Source organism: Natrialba swarupiae, from assembly GCF_008245225.1.
In the GTDB taxonomy this organism is placed as follows: Archaea; Halobacteriota; Halobacteria; order Halobacteriales; family Natrialbaceae; genus Natrarchaeobius; species Natrarchaeobius swarupiae.
The window spans coordinates 35,093-54,173 of sequence record NZ_VTAW01000014.1 but is presented as its reverse complement, the minus strand read 5'-3'; the positions used below and the strand labels follow the sequence as shown (position 1 = coordinate 54,173).

At 54.3% G+C, this 19,081-nt stretch carries 15 protein-coding genes and 3 pseudogenes; 9 read left to right on the top strand and 9 right to left on the bottom strand.

What is annotated here, in order from left to right:
• Positions 1 to 56 precede the first annotated feature (56 nt).
• Both FYC77_RS11995 and FYC77_RS11990 read right to left on the bottom strand, forming a co-directional pair.
• Positions 57 to 522: pseudogene (locus FYC77_RS11995) on the bottom strand (DNA polymerase domain-containing protein); the annotation flags it as partial.
• A 156-nt stretch (positions 523 to 678) separates the two neighbouring features.
• On the bottom strand, positions 679 to 2,529 hold the full coding sequence (locus FYC77_RS11990) for a methyl-accepting chemotaxis protein (protein WP_149081769.1): 1,851 nt from the start codon (positions 2,527 to 2,529) through the stop codon (positions 679 to 681).
• 251 nt (positions 2,530 to 2,780) lie between these two features.
• Here FYC77_RS11990 and FYC77_RS11985 point away from each other — a divergent pair.
• Positions 2,781 to 3,482: pseudogene (locus FYC77_RS11985) on the top strand (RNA-guided endonuclease InsQ/TnpB family protein); the annotation flags it as partial.
• Positions 3,483 to 3,555: 73 nt separating this feature from the next.
• Here the strand turns inward: FYC77_RS11985 and FYC77_RS11980 are convergent.
• Positions 3,556 to 3,866, bottom strand: a pseudogene (locus FYC77_RS11980) (calcium-binding protein); the annotation flags it as partial.
• The gene (locus tag FYC77_RS11975; RefSeq protein ID WP_149081730.1) at positions 3,863 to 4,864 is read right to left on the bottom strand and encodes a hypothetical protein; all 1,002 of its coding nucleotides are present in this window, start codon (positions 4,862 to 4,864) and stop codon (positions 3,863 to 3,865) included. The gene FYC77_RS11975 and the pseudogene FYC77_RS11980, both read right to left, overlap by 4 nt.
• A gap of 159 nt (positions 4,865 to 5,023) precedes the next feature.
• Between FYC77_RS11975 and FYC77_RS11970 the strand changes: the two genes are divergently transcribed.
• Positions 5,024 to 5,389: a hypothetical protein gene (locus FYC77_RS11970; RefSeq protein WP_149081729.1), complete on the top strand. Its 366-nt coding sequence runs from the start codon at positions 5,024 to 5,026 to the stop codon at positions 5,387 to 5,389.
• Entirely contained in the window at positions 5,386 to 5,880 is a 495-nt protein-coding gene (locus tag FYC77_RS11965) for a zinc ribbon domain-containing protein (RefSeq protein ID WP_149081728.1), read from the top strand. The genes FYC77_RS11970 and FYC77_RS11965 overlap by 4 nt, the downstream gene beginning before the upstream one ends.
• Before the next feature lie 93 nt (positions 5,881 to 5,973).
• On the opposite strand, the gene FYC77_RS20720 is transcribed toward FYC77_RS11965, so the two are convergent.
• Positions 5,974 to 7,077 (bottom strand): winged helix-turn-helix domain-containing protein, encoded by a 1,104-nt coding sequence (locus FYC77_RS20720; protein ID WP_238386923.1) that lies wholly within the window; start codon positions 7,075 to 7,077, stop codon positions 5,974 to 5,976.
• A 264-nt stretch (positions 7,078 to 7,341) separates the two neighbouring features.
• On the opposite strand from FYC77_RS20720, the gene FYC77_RS11955 reads away from it, so the two are divergent.
• Positions 7,342 to 7,920, top strand: coding sequence for a hypothetical protein (locus FYC77_RS11955; protein WP_149081727.1), 579 nt, complete (start codon positions 7,342 to 7,344; stop codon positions 7,918 to 7,920).
• A gap of 821 nt (positions 7,921 to 8,741) precedes the next feature.
• Positions 8,742 to 9,023 carry a PadR family transcriptional regulator gene (locus FYC77_RS11950; RefSeq protein ID WP_149081726.1) on the top strand — a complete coding sequence of 94 codons (282 nt, stop codon included), beginning with the start codon at positions 8,742 to 8,744 and terminating at the stop codon, positions 9,021 to 9,023.
• Between the two features lie 31 nt (positions 9,024 to 9,054).
• On the opposite strand, the gene FYC77_RS11945 is transcribed toward FYC77_RS11950, so the two are convergent.
• Positions 9,055 to 11,208 (bottom strand): DEAD/DEAH box helicase, encoded by a 2,154-nt coding sequence (locus tag FYC77_RS11945; protein WP_162354516.1) that lies wholly within the window; start codon positions 11,206 to 11,208, stop codon positions 9,055 to 9,057.
• Positions 11,209 to 11,879: 671 nt separating this feature from the next.
• On the opposite strand from FYC77_RS11945, the gene FYC77_RS11940 reads away from it, so the two are divergent.
• Positions 11,880 to 12,347, top strand: a complete 468-nt coding sequence (locus FYC77_RS11940; RefSeq protein WP_149081724.1) for a hypothetical protein — start codon at positions 11,880 to 11,882, stop codon at positions 12,345 to 12,347.
• 171 nt (positions 12,348 to 12,518) lie between these two features.
• Here FYC77_RS11940 and FYC77_RS11935 read toward each other — a convergent pair whose 3' ends face one another.
• Entirely contained in the window at positions 12,519 to 12,746 is a 228-nt protein-coding gene (locus FYC77_RS11935) for a hypothetical protein (RefSeq protein WP_149081723.1), read from the bottom strand.
• Between the two features lie 45 nt (positions 12,747 to 12,791).
• Between FYC77_RS11935 and FYC77_RS11930 the strand changes: the two genes are divergently transcribed.
• A complete protein-coding gene (locus FYC77_RS11930; RefSeq protein ID WP_149081722.1) occupies positions 12,792 to 14,135 on the top strand; it encodes an RNA-guided endonuclease InsQ/TnpB family protein in 1,344 nt (447 codons plus the stop codon).
• 489 nt (positions 14,136 to 14,624) lie between these two features.
• On the opposite strand, the gene FYC77_RS11925 is transcribed toward FYC77_RS11930, so the two are convergent.
• Both FYC77_RS11925 and nrfD read right to left on the bottom strand, forming a co-directional pair.
• A complete protein-coding gene (locus FYC77_RS11925; RefSeq protein WP_149081721.1) occupies positions 14,625 to 15,164 on the bottom strand; it encodes a DUF7342 family protein in 540 nt (179 codons plus the stop codon).
• 213 nt (positions 15,165 to 15,377) lie between these two features.
• The gene (nrfD, locus tag FYC77_RS11920) at positions 15,378 to 16,742 is read right to left on the bottom strand and encodes an NrfD/PsrC family molybdoenzyme membrane anchor subunit (RefSeq protein ID WP_149081720.1); all 1,365 of its coding nucleotides are present in this window, start codon (positions 16,740 to 16,742) and stop codon (positions 15,378 to 15,380) included.
• A 246-nt stretch (positions 16,743 to 16,988) separates the two neighbouring features.
• Between nrfD and FYC77_RS11915 the strand changes: the two genes are divergently transcribed.
• Together FYC77_RS11915 and FYC77_RS11910 are read left to right on the top strand one after the other, a co-directional pair.
• A complete protein-coding gene (locus tag FYC77_RS11915; RefSeq protein ID WP_162354515.1) occupies positions 16,989 to 17,618 on the top strand; it encodes a TetR/AcrR family transcriptional regulator in 630 nt (209 codons plus the stop codon).
• Between the two features lie 231 nt (positions 17,619 to 17,849).
• Positions 17,850 to 18,758: an alpha/beta hydrolase gene (locus FYC77_RS11910; RefSeq protein WP_149081718.1), complete on the top strand. Its 909-nt coding sequence runs from the start codon at positions 17,850 to 17,852 to the stop codon at positions 18,756 to 18,758.
• Positions 18,759 to 19,081 lie beyond the last annotated feature (323 nt).

Sequence of the window (19,081 nt, the reverse complement as noted above, 5' to 3'; positions counted from 1 at the left end):
ACTTACAACTCGAAAAAGGGGGGAGAGGGTTCGTCAGGTCCAGTCCGTAATATCGACTACATATCACCATCATACTCTCGTCGAATGTCCTTACGATCCCAATCAAGAGGGGAAAGTATGCTTTCGACAGCTCGGACGAGCTGCGTCTCGTAGTACGAGGCGTCGTAGGTCTCTCTCTTCATGAGCTAGGGCGACACGATTCCACGAAGACTTCTCATCGTCAATGACTACGTACTCAATATCCTGTCCTGGATGGACCGTAAGGTCCTGGTCGCAGGCACGTTTCAGTGCCGCCACGTTCCGTGTGGTCTGCGTATAGGATTCGAGTGGTTTGGAAACCCGATTCCGTTCGACGAGCTCCTTTACCGGGACCTCTTCCGCGTGAAGTCTCTCGATTGCCTTCCCGAGACGACGAAGAACAACCTCTGGAGAACGAGTTGTGGCGAATTTTTCGAGACATGACCGCTGAACGTCCTCGATGAACAGTGGTGTCGATCGCTGGCGGGCCTCGATACCTCTAATACCTGTGTTCAAGAGCATACCTCTAATACCTGTGTTCCAGAGTTGTCTATCTCCAGTAATTCTTAGCAGTAGTTCTGAATTCAGCTGCTATCATGGGTGAGATCGACGGGAGGATCGAGCTATGGGCCGGCGACGCGAGACCGTCGAAGTAGTTCATCAACCATCTTTGTCGGGCTTGCCAACTGTCGGTGTTGCAGACTGAGTGGGCAACTGGGCACTGACTTCGAACTTCCGAAAGAGTTGCTGGAGCTGGTCAGCATTATCGGCGAGTGGTCCCGTTTCGCTGGTCACTCGTGACATCGCAGAGAGTTGTTCATCCGCGGCCGCTGAGACGCCGCTCGCTTCTTCTGCTGTTGTTTGGCTGATGCTCGCCACATCCTCGACCATCGAGACGGTTTCTTCAGTGCTTGCGGCTTGGTCGTCAGTCGCCTTACTGATCTCGCGGACACCATCGGCGGTTTGCTCTGTGTTTTCAGCAACGTCGGTGAACGCATCAACTGCATCTTGGACCGCATCGGCGGTGTCCTCCATGTATTCCTCAGCGGTACGGGCTTCCGCAACGGTTTGTTCGGTTTGTTCCTGCGTGCCGGCGATGATCTCTTCAATCGCCCGTGCGGATTCCTGAGTCTCTTCGGCTAGCTGTTTGACTTCGTTAGCAACCACGGTGAACCCGTTATTCGCTTCGTCGCGGTTTCCTGCTCGTGCGGCTTCGATATTAGCGTTCAGGGCGAGAAGGTTGGTCTGTTCTGCGATATCGCCGATGAGGTCAACAATCTCACCGATATCTTTCATCTGTTCGTCGAGTTCCTGTACTCTTTCCACAGTGGAATTGATAGCTTCCTGGGACTCATCGACGCTCTCAATAGCGTCGTGAGCAGTCTCTTCACCAGTCTCTGCAATGTTTGCTGTCTCTCGTGACGTATCAACGACGGTTGCTGCGGAAGAGGCGACCTCTTCGATAGTCGCAGAGAGATTGTTCATCTCTCCGGACACTTCCTCGAGCATTTCGCGCTGATCGTCCGCGCCATTGGCGATCTCCGCGATCGACTTTGTCACGTCTTCGCTGAGTTCTTCTGCTTTGTTCACTCCGGCCATCGTCTCCTCACTTGCATCTGAGACTTCCTCGGCGAACGACTGGATCTCCTCCATCGTCGCCTCGATCTCGTCCATCATTTCGTTGAACGCAGTAGCTATCTGCTCCATTGCCTCGCTTTCACTGTCAGCGTTCAACCGCGCGGTAAGATCGCCATCGGCAGCCCGATTCATTTCCTTGCTGTACTCGCTTGCTTTCGTCTCTAAATGCCGATTGAGTTGCTCGACTTCTTCCTGGCGTTTTTCGGCCTCCGCTTTCGCTTTCTCTGCTTCTACTTTTGCGTCCTCTGCTTCAGCTTTCGCTTTCTCGGCCTCGGCTTTTGCCTCTTCGGCATTTCTGATCTCTGCCTTCTGTTCGGCAACTAGTTCGAGTTGATGTTGAGCCTCTTCGCGAGATTTCTCGATCGAGTACCAGTTCACTATAAGCGCGCCCGCGAGCCCAGTGATAAACACGGCGTGAATGCCTCCCCAAATAATCGGGTTTTCGATTGCTGCAGGATGGTTATAGACCAGACTTGAATCAATGAGGCTGAAGCCTCCGTGGCCGATCGCGACGTATCCCATTCCGACCGCGAACGGGAGCCAGTCTTCGTACAGAGCGAGTACCGCGAGGAAGACAAAGAAATGGAAGTGTGCTTCGATGTATCCGCCTGAGAACTTCACCAGCGCCATAGAGACGGTCATTGCGCTGAATGCTGCAAGTGTGGTTCGCTGCCTCCGCCCTAGGCGACCCCATGTTGAAAGCAACGTCGTACCAATAATGACAATCAAGAAGCCGCCGAGCATCCATATTGGAATTGCTGGGATCTCTGCGCCAGTGATGGATTCAGTCCCTTCGTAGACACCGAGTACTAAGAGGAGAGGTACTTGGACAGCTATCAGTAAGAGAATGTTCCGGTGCCGGTTCGCCCACATTTCTTCCGGTATTGATGTGCCGTCAGGAATGTAGTGGATGACTTCTTTGAGAGTGTTGCCCTCCCGCTCCGCATCACCCTGTTGCGAGTCAGGGCGTATCGTAGTGTTCGTCGTACAACCTATGATATTCTCCATAATCATAGAGTTGAGCCACTGCTTTCAAGGTGTAGCAAGGGGGCCTGGAATGAACTGGCTGGCGTTGTTCGAACACGTACTGCTCTACGAAAAGTCTTTTCGTGTGTGACATCCTCCTCGGGTTTCGCAAACTGAAGCCCGAGAAACAGGTCGAAAAACAGGATGACGACGAGGACAGGACAGTTCTCGGCGTTGACCTCGGCATCATCAACATTGCCACCACCAGCACGACATACTTCGCGTCGGGGAGGGAACTTCGACACCAGCACCGAGAGTTCGAGCGGATTCACAGCACCCTTCAGCAGACCGGTACATAATCTGCTCATCGGACGATTCAGCAGATGAGCGGAAGGGAATCACGGTATCTTCGTGACGAACTTCACCAAGTCGCTAACCAGATTCTCGAAGAAGCACGTACGCACAACTGCGAATACATCGCGTTCGAGAATCTAAAACACATTCGAGAACGTGCGCCGCCAGTGAAAGAGTTCCACCGGTGGGCGCACCGGCAACTCGTTGATCTCGTGGAGTACAAGGCTGAAGCCGACGGGATTAGCGTCGGGTTTGTAGACTCGAAGAATACGAGTCGGCGGTGTCCCGAGTGTGGGCATACGAGCGAGGGGAACCGAGTGCGACAGGCGGAGTTTGAGTGTGAGTCCTGCGGTGCGACTCAGAATGCAGATTACGTCGGTGCGAAGAATGTTGGGTGGCGGTTTGTCCGTCGGGGCCTACAGTCGTCTCGGCGGACGGGCGACAGTCAACTCGCCCTGAAGTCAGGAACGGTGACACCGAACCGGGGATTTGTCCCGTCGGACTAACCGTCGGCAGAGGCCGAGTTCACTGACAAGCCCCGCGCCACCGTGCGCGGGGCAGTTGACTGGCTTGCTTAGTGTCCTCGTTGGGATCAACTAGCCCCAATTGCTCCAGTGGGACGCCGAGTTCTCGACCCATCCATTCGACCGTCACGAATATCTGACTGAGAGTTGGTTCCGTCGATGACATACTCACTACACGCACCGTTTCGCCTTCCTTAGCGGGGATTCTTCTCGTTGTTGGACACAGCGAGCTTCAAAAGGGAAATCGAGGAGATCACCCAGATACGCATACCAGCCCATCGCCGCCTCTTCGGGGCTATATGTATAGACGGTAATCCTCGTCTTGATTCGCTCTTCGCGTTCTTCATTTCGGTCTGTTTGTGTCATGGCCCACCCCCTGCCTGGGTGTGGTAGGCCTGACCGGACTTGAACTCAGTCAACTCATCGATACGAGCTTCCAGATCCTCGATCTCCTGTCGGAGTTCCTCGGCCTCTTCTCCCTCCGTGGCTGCGAGTTGGTCTTTGAGGCCCTGAAGGCGACTCTCTTTTTGTTCTTCGTCGACCTCCGCCTTGCGAACATATTCGCTTTCTTCAACCTCGTAGACATCGCTCTCGGAGAGTTCAGTGACGTCTAGTGCGTCGTCGACTTTATTTCGATCCACACTAAGTACCCGACCGCGGTCGATTCCGGCTTCTTCGAGCGTTTCGAGTACCACCTCGTCGTCTTTTAGCGTTCGATTGCGTCTCGTCGTCCGCTGAACGGAACCAAATGGTCCGCTGACCGGTCGATCGTGATGAAGTCGCTGTAACAGTACGTCCGCAACATCCTGACGGAGATCGTTCGCATTACGCTGGACATCGGACAGCAACGTGTAGAGATTGACCAGCGCATCCGTGTCCATCTCTTCGAGGACGTCTACTTCGTGACGTTCGAGTGCGTCGACGAGCAACAATGCGTCGGCGTACACGTCCAGATCTGGTTCGGTCCGCTCTTGCTCGTCGGGCTCGGATACGTCCTCAGTGTCGAGCAGCTGGCTTGTTTTGGCACCTTCTTTCTCGACGATTACGCCCTGATCTTCGTTGATTTCGAATCGCGGATGAAGACTGAGGACTGCCGGATACGGATCGGCGTCCGGCGGGAGTCGGTCGAGTTCGAACCCTCCCGATTCCTCAGTGATTCGTCGATAGAATGTTTCGAACTGGTCACGCTGGAGTGGTCGTGTCTCGTCGATCTCATGGTCGAGGAACTCGATGACGACCCGCTGTTCCTGGATGTCAGTAACGCGAAAGCGGTCGTGTGATAGCGGCGTAAGCAACGTATCTCCCTCCGGGAGCTCGTCGAGTTCCTCGAGAAGCGTGTGCCACGAGACGCTGAACGGAGCCATACGGTACCTCTCGGGGAGGATGTTACTAAACCGTGAGGGACAAACCGGCTTCGTCAACATTCGATTCTCATTCGTTCGCCTTCGTTGTGGCACATTCCTACCGAACGACAACTGTATCGACTGACGTGGATTCAAGAGATCCCTCCACGAACGCTCGGTATGGCCGACAATTCGGGTTCCGAAACGACGTCTTCATTTCTCTCGTCGCTACCGGATCAGCCGATCACGGATGACATCGTGAAGCGGATTGGCGAAAGCAACCATCCGAAAATCCACGGTGCAATGGGGTTTCCCGGCTCGACACCGGGAACGATCGAAGCGTTTCTCCTGAATATGGAAGGAGTGACGCACGTACTCGTGTTCGACTCGCCTGCGGAACGATGGCGGGTCTACGAGTCGTTCGACAACACCGACATGGATCATCAAGAAATGATCAATCATGCCACTGATATTTCGAACGACTGGTTTGCAGAGAGTCTCGCCGACCGTATTGCGAGTGCAGAAGATGACGACTCCGAATCATGAAGATACGCTACTACGCAGACGCGGAGATACGAGAGATGCACAACCACGCGATACGTCTGCTAGCGCAACTTCATGACGACCACGACATTACCGTCGAGATCGATCGGATCGATGAACAGCATGATCCGATTCCCGACTTCCCCGGTGAAGTACGGCGTCTCACACCTGAAGAGGTCTACGAGCGCGATCTCAAGCGCAATCGTTCGCTGAATGCGGTCATCGAACAGACGCCGTCGGAAGCATTCAAACGCTACGGGACACTCGACATCGCCGGCAACGTCGCCGTCATTGATGAGGAGGGAACCGTCCAGTGGGCATCAACCCTTCCAGGATATGCGGACGGGTACGGACCAGGAGCCGAAGCACAGACAGCAATGGACTTTCTCGAAGACATCACTACATCGCCGAGTAACCGTATCTGTGTCGAATGCCTAGGCCTGTTGGACGGCGATGAGAACTTCTGTCCGAACTGTGGAAACGATCTGTCGTAAGATGAGTTATCAATTCAGTCAACAGAATAGTTAACCAGATAGTTAAACAGAAAAGTACTAAAAACTTAATATACAAGAGAGAAAATCTGTGCCTCACGAACTCACGCCTTCTTCCGCAAGAGACATTGCAAACTCGGAAAGCCGATAGCGGTAAGGAGCACGGCGGAAAACGACTCGACCGTAGTCATCACCCTTGTCCAGTTCGCTCTCTTCAATCGCGTCAACAGCCCTATTCAGTTTCGACAACTGGTCCCCTTCGCGGAGGTGGGATTCAACCATGTCTGGTTGGATGTCGAACTCTTCGGCCAGAATAAATCGAAGCGTCCGGTAACCACCATCTGCACGAATTACAGAGTCACCAGCATACTCGTCGTTACCAGGTCGAATGGGACTATCAAGTCGGTCGACCATATCATCAATGAGACGTTCGATCTCTTCTTCAACTGTCTTCTCTACCTCTCCATTGATGATCTTGTCTCGCCGTTCACTGATCGCATACGTCGATGGGCCAGGCGGCTGGAATTCCTCGAGGATGTCAAGGTCCACGAGATGGTTAAGAGCTGTACTGAACGAATGGTCGAAAGTCAACTGTTCTGCGATCTCATTTCGAGTCAAGCCCTTTGAATCTGGTCCAATTCCTTCTTCGTACAAGACAGTAGCAACAGCGATCTGATCCGCAACGCTCGGGAGATCTCCCTTCTGATCCCGAATATAGGCAGCGAGAGCACCACTACCAGTTAGATCCTCGTCTTCACTGTCACCCTCAGGACGAGGAGCCTGAGCATACTTGTCGATCTCATCCGTTGTTTCCAGCATCTCATACATATCCTGCAACGTACCCTCAGCTCCAAGCAGCCCCATCTCTTCCAACAAGTCGCGACCAACATCAGTGAGGCCGTAGAAGCGCCATGGGAGATCGCGCTTGCGTTCACCCTTCGGAAGCGTACGCTCTTCAACAAGACCGTGCTCGATCAGCACCTCAAGATGTTCACGAATAGTGCTCTTGCTCTTGCTGGGATTCACGTAGTCCAGCTCTTTGAGCGTGGGAAGCTGCTGCGGATGAGAGAGAATATTCTGTATCAGGACGAACCGCGTCTCCTGCGTAGCAACATTGAGGCGCTGTCGCTGGTTTTCTACCGTACTGTCGATTGCATCGGTTGTATCGGGCTGCTCCCGATGCGTTGTGTCGTATGCCATGGTTGGGGTAGACAGCTACAGTCGATTGGAAGCCTGCTGTAGCTATCGCTGTGTGGTCGTATTCCCCTCCTTGATGTAGGACGGGATCAACGGAATACCGGTCTGGGATGGGAACTTCGACCGGTATCGATCGGTACTGGTTGTCTTGCTTGTGTTCACGCTAGCGTATAGTCGCCGGCGGCATAAATGCTTCGGCGATAACCACATTGGTTTAGACCGTTGTGGTCGAAAGGGTTTTAATATGCGCGTGCGAACGAGTTAGCAATGCCGGACAGCTCCTCAGAGACAGACCTCGAGGCTCGAGCACAACGGCATCACTACCGGACGTTAACGCCGGAGGAGTTCGAGGCACTCAATCACCTTCGAGCCGACTGGGCAGATATCGCCGCAGACGCAGATAATCGATTTTTCGTTCTGGGGAGCTTTGCCGAGGACGACGTCGACCGAGTAAACGATCTCAAGGCCCACATTAATCAAGAAACAGGCAACAGCGCCGTGGCCTACCGAATGGATGATTTTGTTCCCGAGACCGACCTTATCTTGCACCCGATTCTCAAATTCAAGCTTATCGCCGACGACTCACACCATATCCTTGGCGTCTGTGAACATGACCAAGGCGGCGCGCTCATCGAACATGGCCTTTTGATCGAATCGCGGTCATATATCGACAAAACGCACATCCTAAAACGAACATATTCTCCCGACCGAGAGAAAGAGCAGTATAGTTGGATGCAGACTTTCGGTGTCTTCGAAATCTTCGAGTACTACGATCAACTCTATGAGTGGCAAACAATCTCAGAATACCAACAACAAATCGAGGATCTCGTTGAGGAACTCCTATAAATCGCTCTCACTGTGGTCAAGTTCCGTGAGATATCGGAAATTGGGTCGACCCATTCAACGGTGGCGAGAGCCTAGAAAACAGAGAGGTAAGAGAACTATCTCCCACTTAACCAACAAAACTATGGATAATTGGCTGTCGTTGGTTAACACGGAGGGCGATGTCCCCACGAACTACCGATTCCACGGGAACCTCTCTATGGAGGCCGTCAACATGCTGTTTGGGGAGGTTTCGATATATCCACAGCGTGTCATAGAATACGACTCACACCCTCTACGCAGTGATTTTGACTGCTTCATCTCATGCCTGATTCAGGAAACATCGCATTTCAGTTTCTATTCAAAGATGAGCGCGTGAAATGGACCGCTCGAGAACTATTGTATGACACGCTCTATATCCATGCAAACCACATGAACGAACCCATATTACCTGGCAGCGTCCATTTCCAGATCAGTTTGACGGAGCTTTTCCGTGAAAGCGTCTGTATCTGCTGTCAATCGGAGCAAAACAGGACAACGTGATCGCTTCGTCAGAGAGCGTCAGTAGATGAGTAAAAAGAGCCAGTACGGGAGGTAGCAGATCGAACCGCCGTTTCGCTCGGTAACGAGAGAACCCTCATCAACTGGCTCCGCCGAGAGGTTATCCGTGATAACGAACCGATAGGGCGAGACCGACGAGCCAACTGACCGAGCAATTCGCGTCTGTTCAGGTCCGTTCGATGTGCTTGCTCATGAGCACGAACGCCAACGGATGGCTGCCGAGGACTCGCACTGATCGAATCTATAGTAGTCTTTTTATCAACCTCGAAAATAGTCATCCGAACATGTATGATCTCACCGGCTTTCAGCGTGACCTGTTGACCGTAACGGCGGGCCTTGACGAGCCTCACGGGTTGGCGATCAAGGACGAACTCGAGAACTACTACGAGAAAGAGATCCACCACGGTCGGTTGTACCCGAACCTAGATACACTCGCCGACAAAGGACTCATTGAGAAGGGAGAAGCCGATCGCCGGACGAACGTGTACTCGGTCACGCGCCGCGGAGAGCGTGAGATCGAAGCCCGGAGGGAGTGGGAGGATAAGTACGTCGACGATCTTCTCTAAGCAGCTTAGAGTTGGGCTACGCAGATCGGGGTCAGTGCGTAACTACGTTCGTTCCTGGTGACGAGACCAGCTTGCCGTGATCTTGGATATACGAATACAAGTCGAGATACACGTCTGCACAGCTTTCAGCTGGATCCTGTCCGTTCCTCGGTGTGGTCAACGTCTTCCAATTCCCGATGAGTACACACCGCTTCTTTGCCCGGGTAAGCGCTACGTTGAGCCGGCGCGGTCCCTCGTTTTTGAACTCTAAGAACCCGGCATCCATATCCGAGTTACTGCGAACGAACGAAACGATGATCGCTTCTTTCTCGCTGCCCTGAAATGAGTCGACTGTACTCACCTTCACCCCGTAGATCTCGTGTCGCTGTAGTTCTGTCTTGATGGCGGTGACCTGCCCGTTGTACATCGCGATGATCCCGATATCATCAGCATCGACACCGTTGTTTAACAGGCGCTTCGCCTGTCCAACAGCGGCCTGGGCCTCTTCGTGGTTTTTCTTGCTTGTTCCATGATCGTCTTCTTCACTGCGGATATCGATTCCGACCATCGGCGGCATTCCGTTGACTGTCCAACCCGCGTTTTGGTCAGCATCTTCCAGCTTGCCGTCGTAGAATGCCTGATTCGAGAAGCCGGCGATCGTCCCGTTCATGCGGTACTGGCGGCGCAACGTGACGGAGATGTTCTCGTCGTATAGGTCCAGTAGCCGCTCGAACAGCGGACGGTGCATGTTCTCTCGCCGCATATCCTCGTCCGAGCAGTGCGGTGGCAGCTGCTTGTGATCCCCAGCGAGAATCAACTGCTCTGAGCGATAGAACGGGATAAGTGTCGACGGGATATCTGCCTGAGTGGCCTCGTCGATCACACACAGGTCAAACTCGTTCTTGCGGAAGTTGGCAGCCCGGTTGGTGGTCGCTCCGACGATGTCGGCGTGGCGCTTGCTTCGGCCCATGAACCGTGAACGAACCCTCTCATCGGTGATGCGGTGTCCGTCTCGAGCAATTCGGAGTTCACCGTCTAGATCAGCCTGATACAGTTGATCTGTAGCTAACAGGTTATCTACCGCCTGGTTCGAATGGGCACAGGCCAGCACCCGTTTCCCGTCTTTTACTGCTTCGCGGATGATGGTGGCCAGCGTCCGTGTTTTCCCGGTTCCTGGTGGGCCGTGTATGCAGAACACGTCTTTCGATCGAAGAGCCGCTTCTGCTGCCTGTTGCTGGTAATTATTGAGTCGATCTCGGTCGAAGTCGACAGTAAGCGCTGAATCGAAGTTCAGCAGTGCTCTCCCGCCGATAATTTCTCGTTTCTGTTTGTTTCGCCAGACCTCGTCGATGGCCTCTCGTTTCCGTTCGTTCGCGAGTGGGTCATGAAGTTCGACGATCGAAACCTCAACCCCTTCTTTGAGGTGAAGAGCAGCGAACTCGGGAGCATCAGAGGTCCCCCAGTCGGGCTTGATCCGAAACCCGTCCTCAAAGACGTCGGCGATCCTGGCGTCGAATGGGAGTCCATCTTCTTCGCGATCTTTCCCGACAACCACCTCAACGTTGTATCGGAGGTCGGAATCCCTTCTCAAATCAAGGTCTTTGTTCCCTTTCGCTTCCGATTCGATTCGAAGGGTCATTTTATCGCGTTCTGCAGATACTGCGCCACGGGCAGTGAGTGCAGATACGGCGACACGTTGCCGTTCCAACCGATCGATCGATGTATCGTGTATCTCCTTACGTCGTTCTTCCCGTTCGCTGTCATCGTTGGTTTCGACGAGTTCCACGAGGTCATCGTAGAGTTGATCCATCTCGTCTTCACTGGCTGGATTGTCCGCAGCGATCTCGGTTCTAGAGCCATCGAGACCACCCTCTTCTGAATCGATGTCGGTCAGGAACGAGGGCGTTTCAGGCGGAGTGTAATCTGGGTGCCAGAACCGAATTCGGTACCCGATGTACACCCGACCGAGCGTGTTTGTCTGGACCGGGGTAAGCTTCTCGCGGGCGACGTCGAAGTAGAAGATCGTTGGCCGGTCGTAGTGCTTGCGGAGTATAACGTATTCGCCGGTCAGTTCGGCGCTCTTTTCTTCGTGGAGCGGGATCCATAGCTGTTGGTTGTCTTGCCGGAGTTCGGAGTGTTGTTGGAAGTTCGCGAGGATTTTGTCCGTCGGGATTTCATCGTTGATTCCCCATGTGTCGTTCTCCATTCGTGATTTCCGGTTGAGATGTAGTACACGAGGCTCGTACGTGCGGAACTCTTCCGCAACTGCCTGGATAACACTCATTTATTTGATCAAGGGGTCCGGTTTAGGAGGGGCGTTTGTGGTTCGACAGCGGGCATGCTGGTGTTCGGCAGATATACCAATAAATCTTTCAAAAGCAGAGTGAAAGTGAAAAGCCGTGAAATTAGGCTAACCTAGTGTCCTTGCGCACTTTCTGATTGCTTTTCTTTCGCTATTAGTGCTGTTTTGTCACGGTGCAGGATATAGTTAGACAGTAAGATAAGGATTTGAAGTTTAAACATTGATACGAGTTTCGTATAGGCGATCTCGGTGAGTCGGAAACAACGGATCAGAAGCACAGGTGTACTAATCCTGCCTGCAGTGTTTGAACATAACTGCCGATAAGGACATCCTTGAACACTTATCGATACATCTCATCATCGACACTCCAAGAAAGAGCGACAGACGAAGAGCAGCCCTCAATTTATTACTCTACCGCCGTCAATGTTCCAGTATGAGCGCGAAGGGGCAACTTCGGCGATTCGAAAACCGGGCGCAGTTATTGCGTCACATCTCTGATGAGACGGGTACCGATATTGATACCCTCTGGGATGAGTATGAAGCTCAGGTCGAGTAGTCCAATTGCTCCCTAACGTGTGACTGAAGACTCGAATCTCGACTTCTCTTTTATAATTCAGGCAGAGTCAGTTTCCCTCAGACCAATCGGCGAGTTTCGCGTTCTCGATATTGAAGGGCCTGTCGTCCTTGTCGATGATGCCGCTTATCGATTCGAAGACCTGCGAGAACTCGATGTTTCAGACGTTCGTGCCGCACTCGAAGCGTTATCTGATGATAATGATTTTCAGACCAGCGTCGATAATTCCCTCACAAATACGCCTCTCGTCTATGATGACATCGACTATCTAACAAACGACTTCCAGCCAATAGGCTTACACCAGTTTGAGTACACTTTTCATGTGCAGGACGACAGTCTGTCGTTGCTACGTCAGATCCAGGGGGGGACATTCGGCTCCGCAGCTATCACTCAAGTAGTCGGGATTTTCTCTTGCTTCCTTGAAGGGGCCTACTCAATAGAGATTTCTACCTTTCAACAGCGAGAGTGAATCGCGTACGATCCGGTGAGAAACCGCCGTATTACTGCTGTTCTTGAGTCTCCAACGCTTCCAGACCGGCTTCCAACACCTTTGAATAGGCTTCCGAGAGATCCACATCGTTCGCTTCTGCGTAGTCTTTAAGCCGTCCGTGCAAGCCGTGCGAAATGTCGATTGCTGGCCTCATTGGTATTTCCCGTATTTCTCGTAAGAGTTCTCGGCGTGGTGGGGATTCTCATCTTCACATGCCGGACAGACGAACAGGTAACTTTCCGGTTCCGTGTCGTGCTTTTCTTTGAAGCGTTCGCGGGCTGCCTCTTGGTCCTCAAACAACCCAATCATGTCAACTGTCATCCAATCGTCGTTGGTCTGCCCACAGATGTAGCAGGTTAGTGGCGCTTCAGTCGTCATGTCTCACAAGACTTATTTGACGTAAAGACGTGAAAGAATTGTGGCATGAAGCGCACCAACACGTTTGCCGTGCGACCGCTCTCCGATACCGGGGAGCAGCTGCTACGGGACCTGCTGGACGCTTCCGCCGCTCTCTGGAACGAAGTCAACTACGAACGCCTCATGCGGTACAACGACGAGGACGGCTTCAAGGACGAAGACGTGTGGGACGCCGATACGGGCCGACTCGAAGGCCGATACAAAGGCGTTCTCGGTGCGTCCACCGCCCAACAAGTAATACGAAAGAACAGCGAAGCGTGGCGCGGGTTCTTCGAGAACAAGAAAGCGTATCACGATGAGTCGAACACGTCGATTACGGAACACCCGGAACCGCCGGGATTCCGTGGCAATGAGGACGATGGGCGGCAACTCAAGACCGTCATTCGTAACACGTCGTACACCGTCGAATGGGGCGATCGCTCCCGGATCGAGATACTGGTCGGGAGTGAGTTGAAAGACCGATACGACCACACCGGGCGTCTCCGGCTGGAAATCGCTGGCGACCCGAATTGGCCCGACTACGAGAAACAGGGCCGGTTGGACCTGTGGTACGACGAGACTGACAGCACGTTCAGGGCTTCGCAACCCGTGACTGTTTCTTCAGACGAACAGGCAACTCCACTGGCCGACGAGAAGGCCGCCCTGGACATCGGTGCGAACAATCTCGTCGCCTGTACCACGACGACCGGCGAACAATACCTGTACGAAGGCCACGAGTTGTTCCACAGGTTCCGCGACACGACGCGAGAGATCGCCCGGTTGCAGTCCAAGCTACGGGAAGGGCAATACAGTAGCGAGCGTATCCGGCGGCTGTACCGGAAACGGACTCGCCGCCGCGACCACGCTCAGGAAGCGTTGTGTCGTGACTTGCTCGAACGGCTGTACGCCGAAGGAGTGGACACGGTGTATATCGGTGGGTTGACCGACGTGCTCGAAACGCACTGGTCTGTCGAAACCAACGCGAAGACGCACAACTTCTGGGCGTTCAAGCAATTCACCGAGCGACTGGTCTGTACCGCCGAGGAATACGGAATCTCGGTGGAGGTCCGGTCGGAAGCGTGGACCAGTCAAGAGTGCCCGCAGTGCGGCGGTACAGACCGAACAACACGGCATCAGGACACACTCACCTGCCCGTGTGGGTTCGAGGGACACGCCGACCTCACGGCGTCAGAAACGTTCCTGAGACAGCAGACAGAACAGGTAGTCAGGCCGATGGCACGGCCCGTGCGGTTCGAGTGGGACGACCATGAATGGTCGGAGTCACCACGCTCTCACGAAAGTCCCAAAGAACAGCGCACAGACCCGAGTACCGTCCACCGTGACGGGAATGTTGCCTCCGGCGAGTCGTAGACCGGCTGAGACTCCCACGGAGGAAACCGCGCCGTTCACGGCGCGGAGGATGTCATAAGCTTTGTTGGAAGACTTTGGAGTCGAGTTTCGACGACTGATAGCGGATGAGCATCTAGAAACGTGGCTTCCTCTCGATCTACGCTCCCATCTGGATAATCAATCTGGAAGTGACACTGACCCAAGTCCGAATGAGTATTGTCCTGGTGCCACCCGCAGGAAAGGCCACGTTCGGGTTCGACCCACTGAATCCAGTAGTGGTTCCAGTCTTGCCGAAACATGAATTCGATTTCGACTCGAGCGGTCGTCGACGGATACGACTGCTGGAGAAACTGCGAAACGTCAACGTCAGCATGAATCTCGCGGGGTCGGTTTTTGGAGGGGAGATACTGGACGTCAGAGAACTCCGGTTGCGTACTCAGTCGTTGATGAATTCGCTCGTAGACACGCCGCTTGTCGTACGGATTCCCACCGCTAGTGAACCGTCCCATTCTAATCCGCGTGTTGGGGGTGATTGGAATCCGAGGCGTGACTCTGTGCCGAGAGATCGTCGTACAACCCGAGAGCGTTCGTAATTAGCTGTCGGTGGTGGTTATTCTCTTCCCAGTAGGTGATGACCTTTCGGCGATCTCGGATCTCCTCTGGCGGCAGTTCCTCGCCGAGCGATGCCTCGAGTTCCTCGAGGGAATCGACGTCGTACTCGCGCTTCCAGTCTGCAATTTCTGCGGCGATTGCTTCGAGTTCGTCTCGCAGTTCGTCTTTCGTGTTCTCGACAACGAGCTCCTGGATGTGATCGAGATATGCGCGCATCGGATCGATTTTGTAGCGCGTATCCCCGTCGACTGTAACGACAGTCAACTGCCCAGCGTCGACAAGTGACTCGAGATGGGATTTCGCCGTTTCCCAGGAGCCAACTTCTGCTTGCTCTTTGATCCAGTTAACTGACCGCGGCTCGCGGAGTGTGAGAGCAACGTCCTCGATCCGATCGCGAGCGGTCATCGTTTCAGTCCAGTCGTCCATGGGCTTGCTCATTAGTTTGACCTGTGCACCCTTATAGATTGAGAATGGTTCGTTATATTCGAGATTGATTAATGTCTTATCATTGAAGATTCCCATCTAGAGCGGGAAAGAGTCCAGTCCGAATCTCGAGGTCGACACGGCGCAAATACTCACAGTCGCCGTCTGGCTTGCTCTGTTTGGACACAAGCGGCGACGGTCACCGGGCGACAGATCTGTCGACCGCCGTTACTCCCGGTCGGAGGGAACACTAGCTCTCGGTTCTTGGGGGGCCGTCTCACCGCTCTCCGTTCGAAGGTGTTCGATAGCGTGGAGTTCGATTACTGGTACGACTTTTGCCAGCACGAGGAAGAGCAGCGTCACCATCCCTATCGTGCCCAGCACCGAGGTCAGCTCGATGAGGCTCGGGAAGTACTCGCCGGGCGTGGCTGCGTAGATGCTGAACGTGGGGTACCAGAGGCCGGCGACGACGAAATAGGTCTTCTCGACGAGCGTGGCGATCAGCACCAACAAACTGGCGACGATCGTTCGCCCTTTACTAAACAGTGACGGACGCAACGTCGTCGCGAAGATGTACGCCAGCACGCCAAGCACCATCAGCATCGGACCGACGTACATCGGATGCGAGAGCTTCGACGCCGTCGCCTGCTCGAGGCCGGTGCCCGGGAAGAAACTGCCGGAGGTGATCTGCTGGAGCTGCAGCCACAGGAACAGCAGGCAGAAGAAGCCGAGCCACAGCAGTAGGCCGCGGAAGATGTCGTCGGTGATGATATGGTCCCAGTCGTATGCGCGCCGGAAGGCGTAGGAAACCAGGATCACACCGCTGATCGCCGACGTCAGCGCGATCGTGAGGAACTGCGGTCCCTGGATAGCGCCGAACCAGCCGGGGTAGGTCGGCAACAGAGCAAACAGCCACGGAATGACGCCGCCGTGAAGCAGCAGGGGTGCCATAATGATAATCGCCAGCGCGATCCACCAGACCATCCGCTCGATGACTTCGTCCTCCTTCTCGGAGTATCCGATCGTCATTATTTTGTAGACTGGCTCGAACAAGCTCGGCAACTGGTCACGCAGCCGTGTAATGTCGTATCGGAGCGTCAGTCCGAGATACGTCGCGGTAAGGACAAAGTAGGCTGTGATGACGGTCATGTCCCACACCAGCGGCGAGTTGTTGACCGTAATATGGTAGTGGCCAACGATGCTCGTGACCATTCGGTCAGGTCGACCCATGTGGATGAGAACATAAAACCCCGCCGCGGAGAGACCCGCGATGGTTAACATTTCGGCGATTCGGGCGACGGGCATGTAGCGGTCCATCCCAAGTAGGCGAACCGCCGCCGAGAGGATGATTCCTCCGTGAGCGATGCCGATCCACCAGATCATTGCGCCGATGTATAACCCCCATGTAACGCCCCCACCAGAGCCCCAGTCGGAGAGGCCGGTGACGATCATCCCCTGTTGGAGCTGGTAGGCCCACGCAACGAGCCACAGGAGCAGAGCACTTGCAGCCGTGGCGAACGTGAGGTAGTACCACCTCGTCGTCTGTTGCATTGGTTGAACGATGTCCTCGGTGGTTGGGAGTTTCGTGCTCATCGGTCCACCCTCATACCCAGCTCAAGGACCGAATGGTTTTCCGGAAAGAGTCCTGCCTCGACTAGACATGTTCCCAACATACTCAACTGAGCCACATGGGCGAATTGAGACGCTGCGTGTATTCGACAACAAGCCCGTGTCCAACGCGACTGACCGAACGTTCGGTCCATACCTGAACGAACATTCGGTGTGCTATTAATCGTTTTGCTTGGGTTTATGCATCCCCTGACCGAACAACCGGTCAGGATGACCGCTGTAAACGAGCCGTTCGCCGACCCCTCCACGAGCATCGAGGAGATTTTCCGTTCGACGTACCTAGTGCTACGCGACAGTGGCTACGCAGGGGTGTCAATCCAGCGGATCGCCGACCGGACCTCACTAAGCAAGTCGACGTTATATTATCACTTCGACGACAAGTACGACCTCCTCATGCAGTTCTCGGAGGAGTTTCTCTCTTGGTACCTTGAGCGCCTCGTCGAAGAATATGAGGGTGATGCTCAGGAGACCCTTTCTCGGCTGCTGGATATAGTACTGTTGGGCGAGGCCGATGACGGTGTCCTCTTCGAGGATGTCTTCGCACCGGGGTACATTGCAACTATCCTCGAGATGCGCGCGCAGGCGGTTCGAGACCAGGAAATGCGCACGTACGTCACGGTAACCGACGAAGTGATGCGGGACCACCTCGTGGCACTGATCGAGGACGGAATCGAGGACGGTACGTTCATCGATGTCGATCCAGAGGCGACCGCTAGCGTGCTGTTTGTCTTCTTCGAAGGCGGGCTCCTGCTCCGGTCGTGCGAAGAAGACACCGAATGGATGGCTGCCGTTCGCGACGCTGCAGACGCGTATCTCGAGGAGATTAAGCAGCACGAATAGTCCCACTGGCGACGAGTCACCTCACCCCTGCGACGATGTCTCTATTATCAGTTCTTGTGAGTGTCTATCATTCACCCACCGGATCTTCTATCTAATAGTTGCCCGCTTATCCCGTGAAAGGCCCAAGTAGTGGGCTCTCTACGCTCCCTTCGGGAGATTTATCGTGTAATAAATGGTTGAACAAAACCGACAGGAGGCTTTATATCGTCACTGACCGAACGATCGGTCAGTATGGGCGTGTCCGTCGACCCGAAACCGGTTCGATTCCAAAGTAGTGGCGAGATGTGCCGCGGTGATCTCTATCTCCCCGACGAAGACACTCAGCCGCCTATTGTGGTACTAGCCCACGGGTTCGGCGGTGAGAGAACGTGGCGATTGCCTGCGTACGCACGGCGGTTTGCCCAACAGGGGCTGGCTGCATTCGTCTTCGACTACCGTACCTTTGGCGACAGCGACGGCCAACCGCGAAATCTGGTCAGTCCTCACCGACAACTCGCAGACTGGCAGGCGGCTGTCAATCACGTTCGCGCTCGAGAAGATGTTGACGGGGGCCGACTCGCGCTCTGGGGGACATCTCTCAGTGGCGGACACGTAATTATGACCGCGGCACGAGACAAAGACGTAACAGCAGTCGTCACACAGGTACCATTCAGCGATGGCCTCGCGTCTGTCGCTCATATGCTCTGGCGAGGGGGTGTGTCGTATGCCCGGCCCGCTACCGTCGGCGCGCTCCGGGATCTCCCGCGAGCGGTGGTCAAGCGAACTCCCCATTACGTCCCAATCGTCAATGAGGAGGACAGATTTGGGGTGTTAAATACGCCCAACGCGAAAGCCGCGGTCGAGGCGCTTGTCCCTGCGGACGAGACATTCCGGAACGAGGTCCCCGGTCGGGTAGCTGCGACCATCCCGTTTTATCGCCCTATCTCAAAGGCGGAAGATGTCACCTGTCCGACGTTCGTCGTTGAGGCGACGCGAGACCGGCTTATTCCCTCTTGGACGGTCCGGCGGCTCGTCGCGAAGCTCAACGACGTTGAATGTCTTCGGTTGTCCATCGGTCACTTCGACGTGTACACCCCTCCAACGTTCGACTGCCTTGTCGATCGACAGACATCGTTTCTTTGTCAGCACCTCCGGGAGTGATAGTGCTGAGAAGGCGGTTCAGCGATTAACCGACGAGTAGTCTCTCTTGAAACGACTTGGGATTGATGATGTGATCTAGCCGATATTTTATTATTCACGAACGAACGACATACTGGAAAGATCAGAATGGGGGGCGACAACGATCTGTTGTGTCCAGCGTCTGGCTGTTCGTTTGATGGGACGATAAGTCAAGTCATTCACCATATCTCTGGTAAGGAAGACACGGATCACACCTGGGAAACCCTAGGATATCGGAACTCGTGGCACTTTCGCAAAAGCCACAAAGAGAGCCCGAATTCGACTCCCCAGGAGCCGGATTCGAA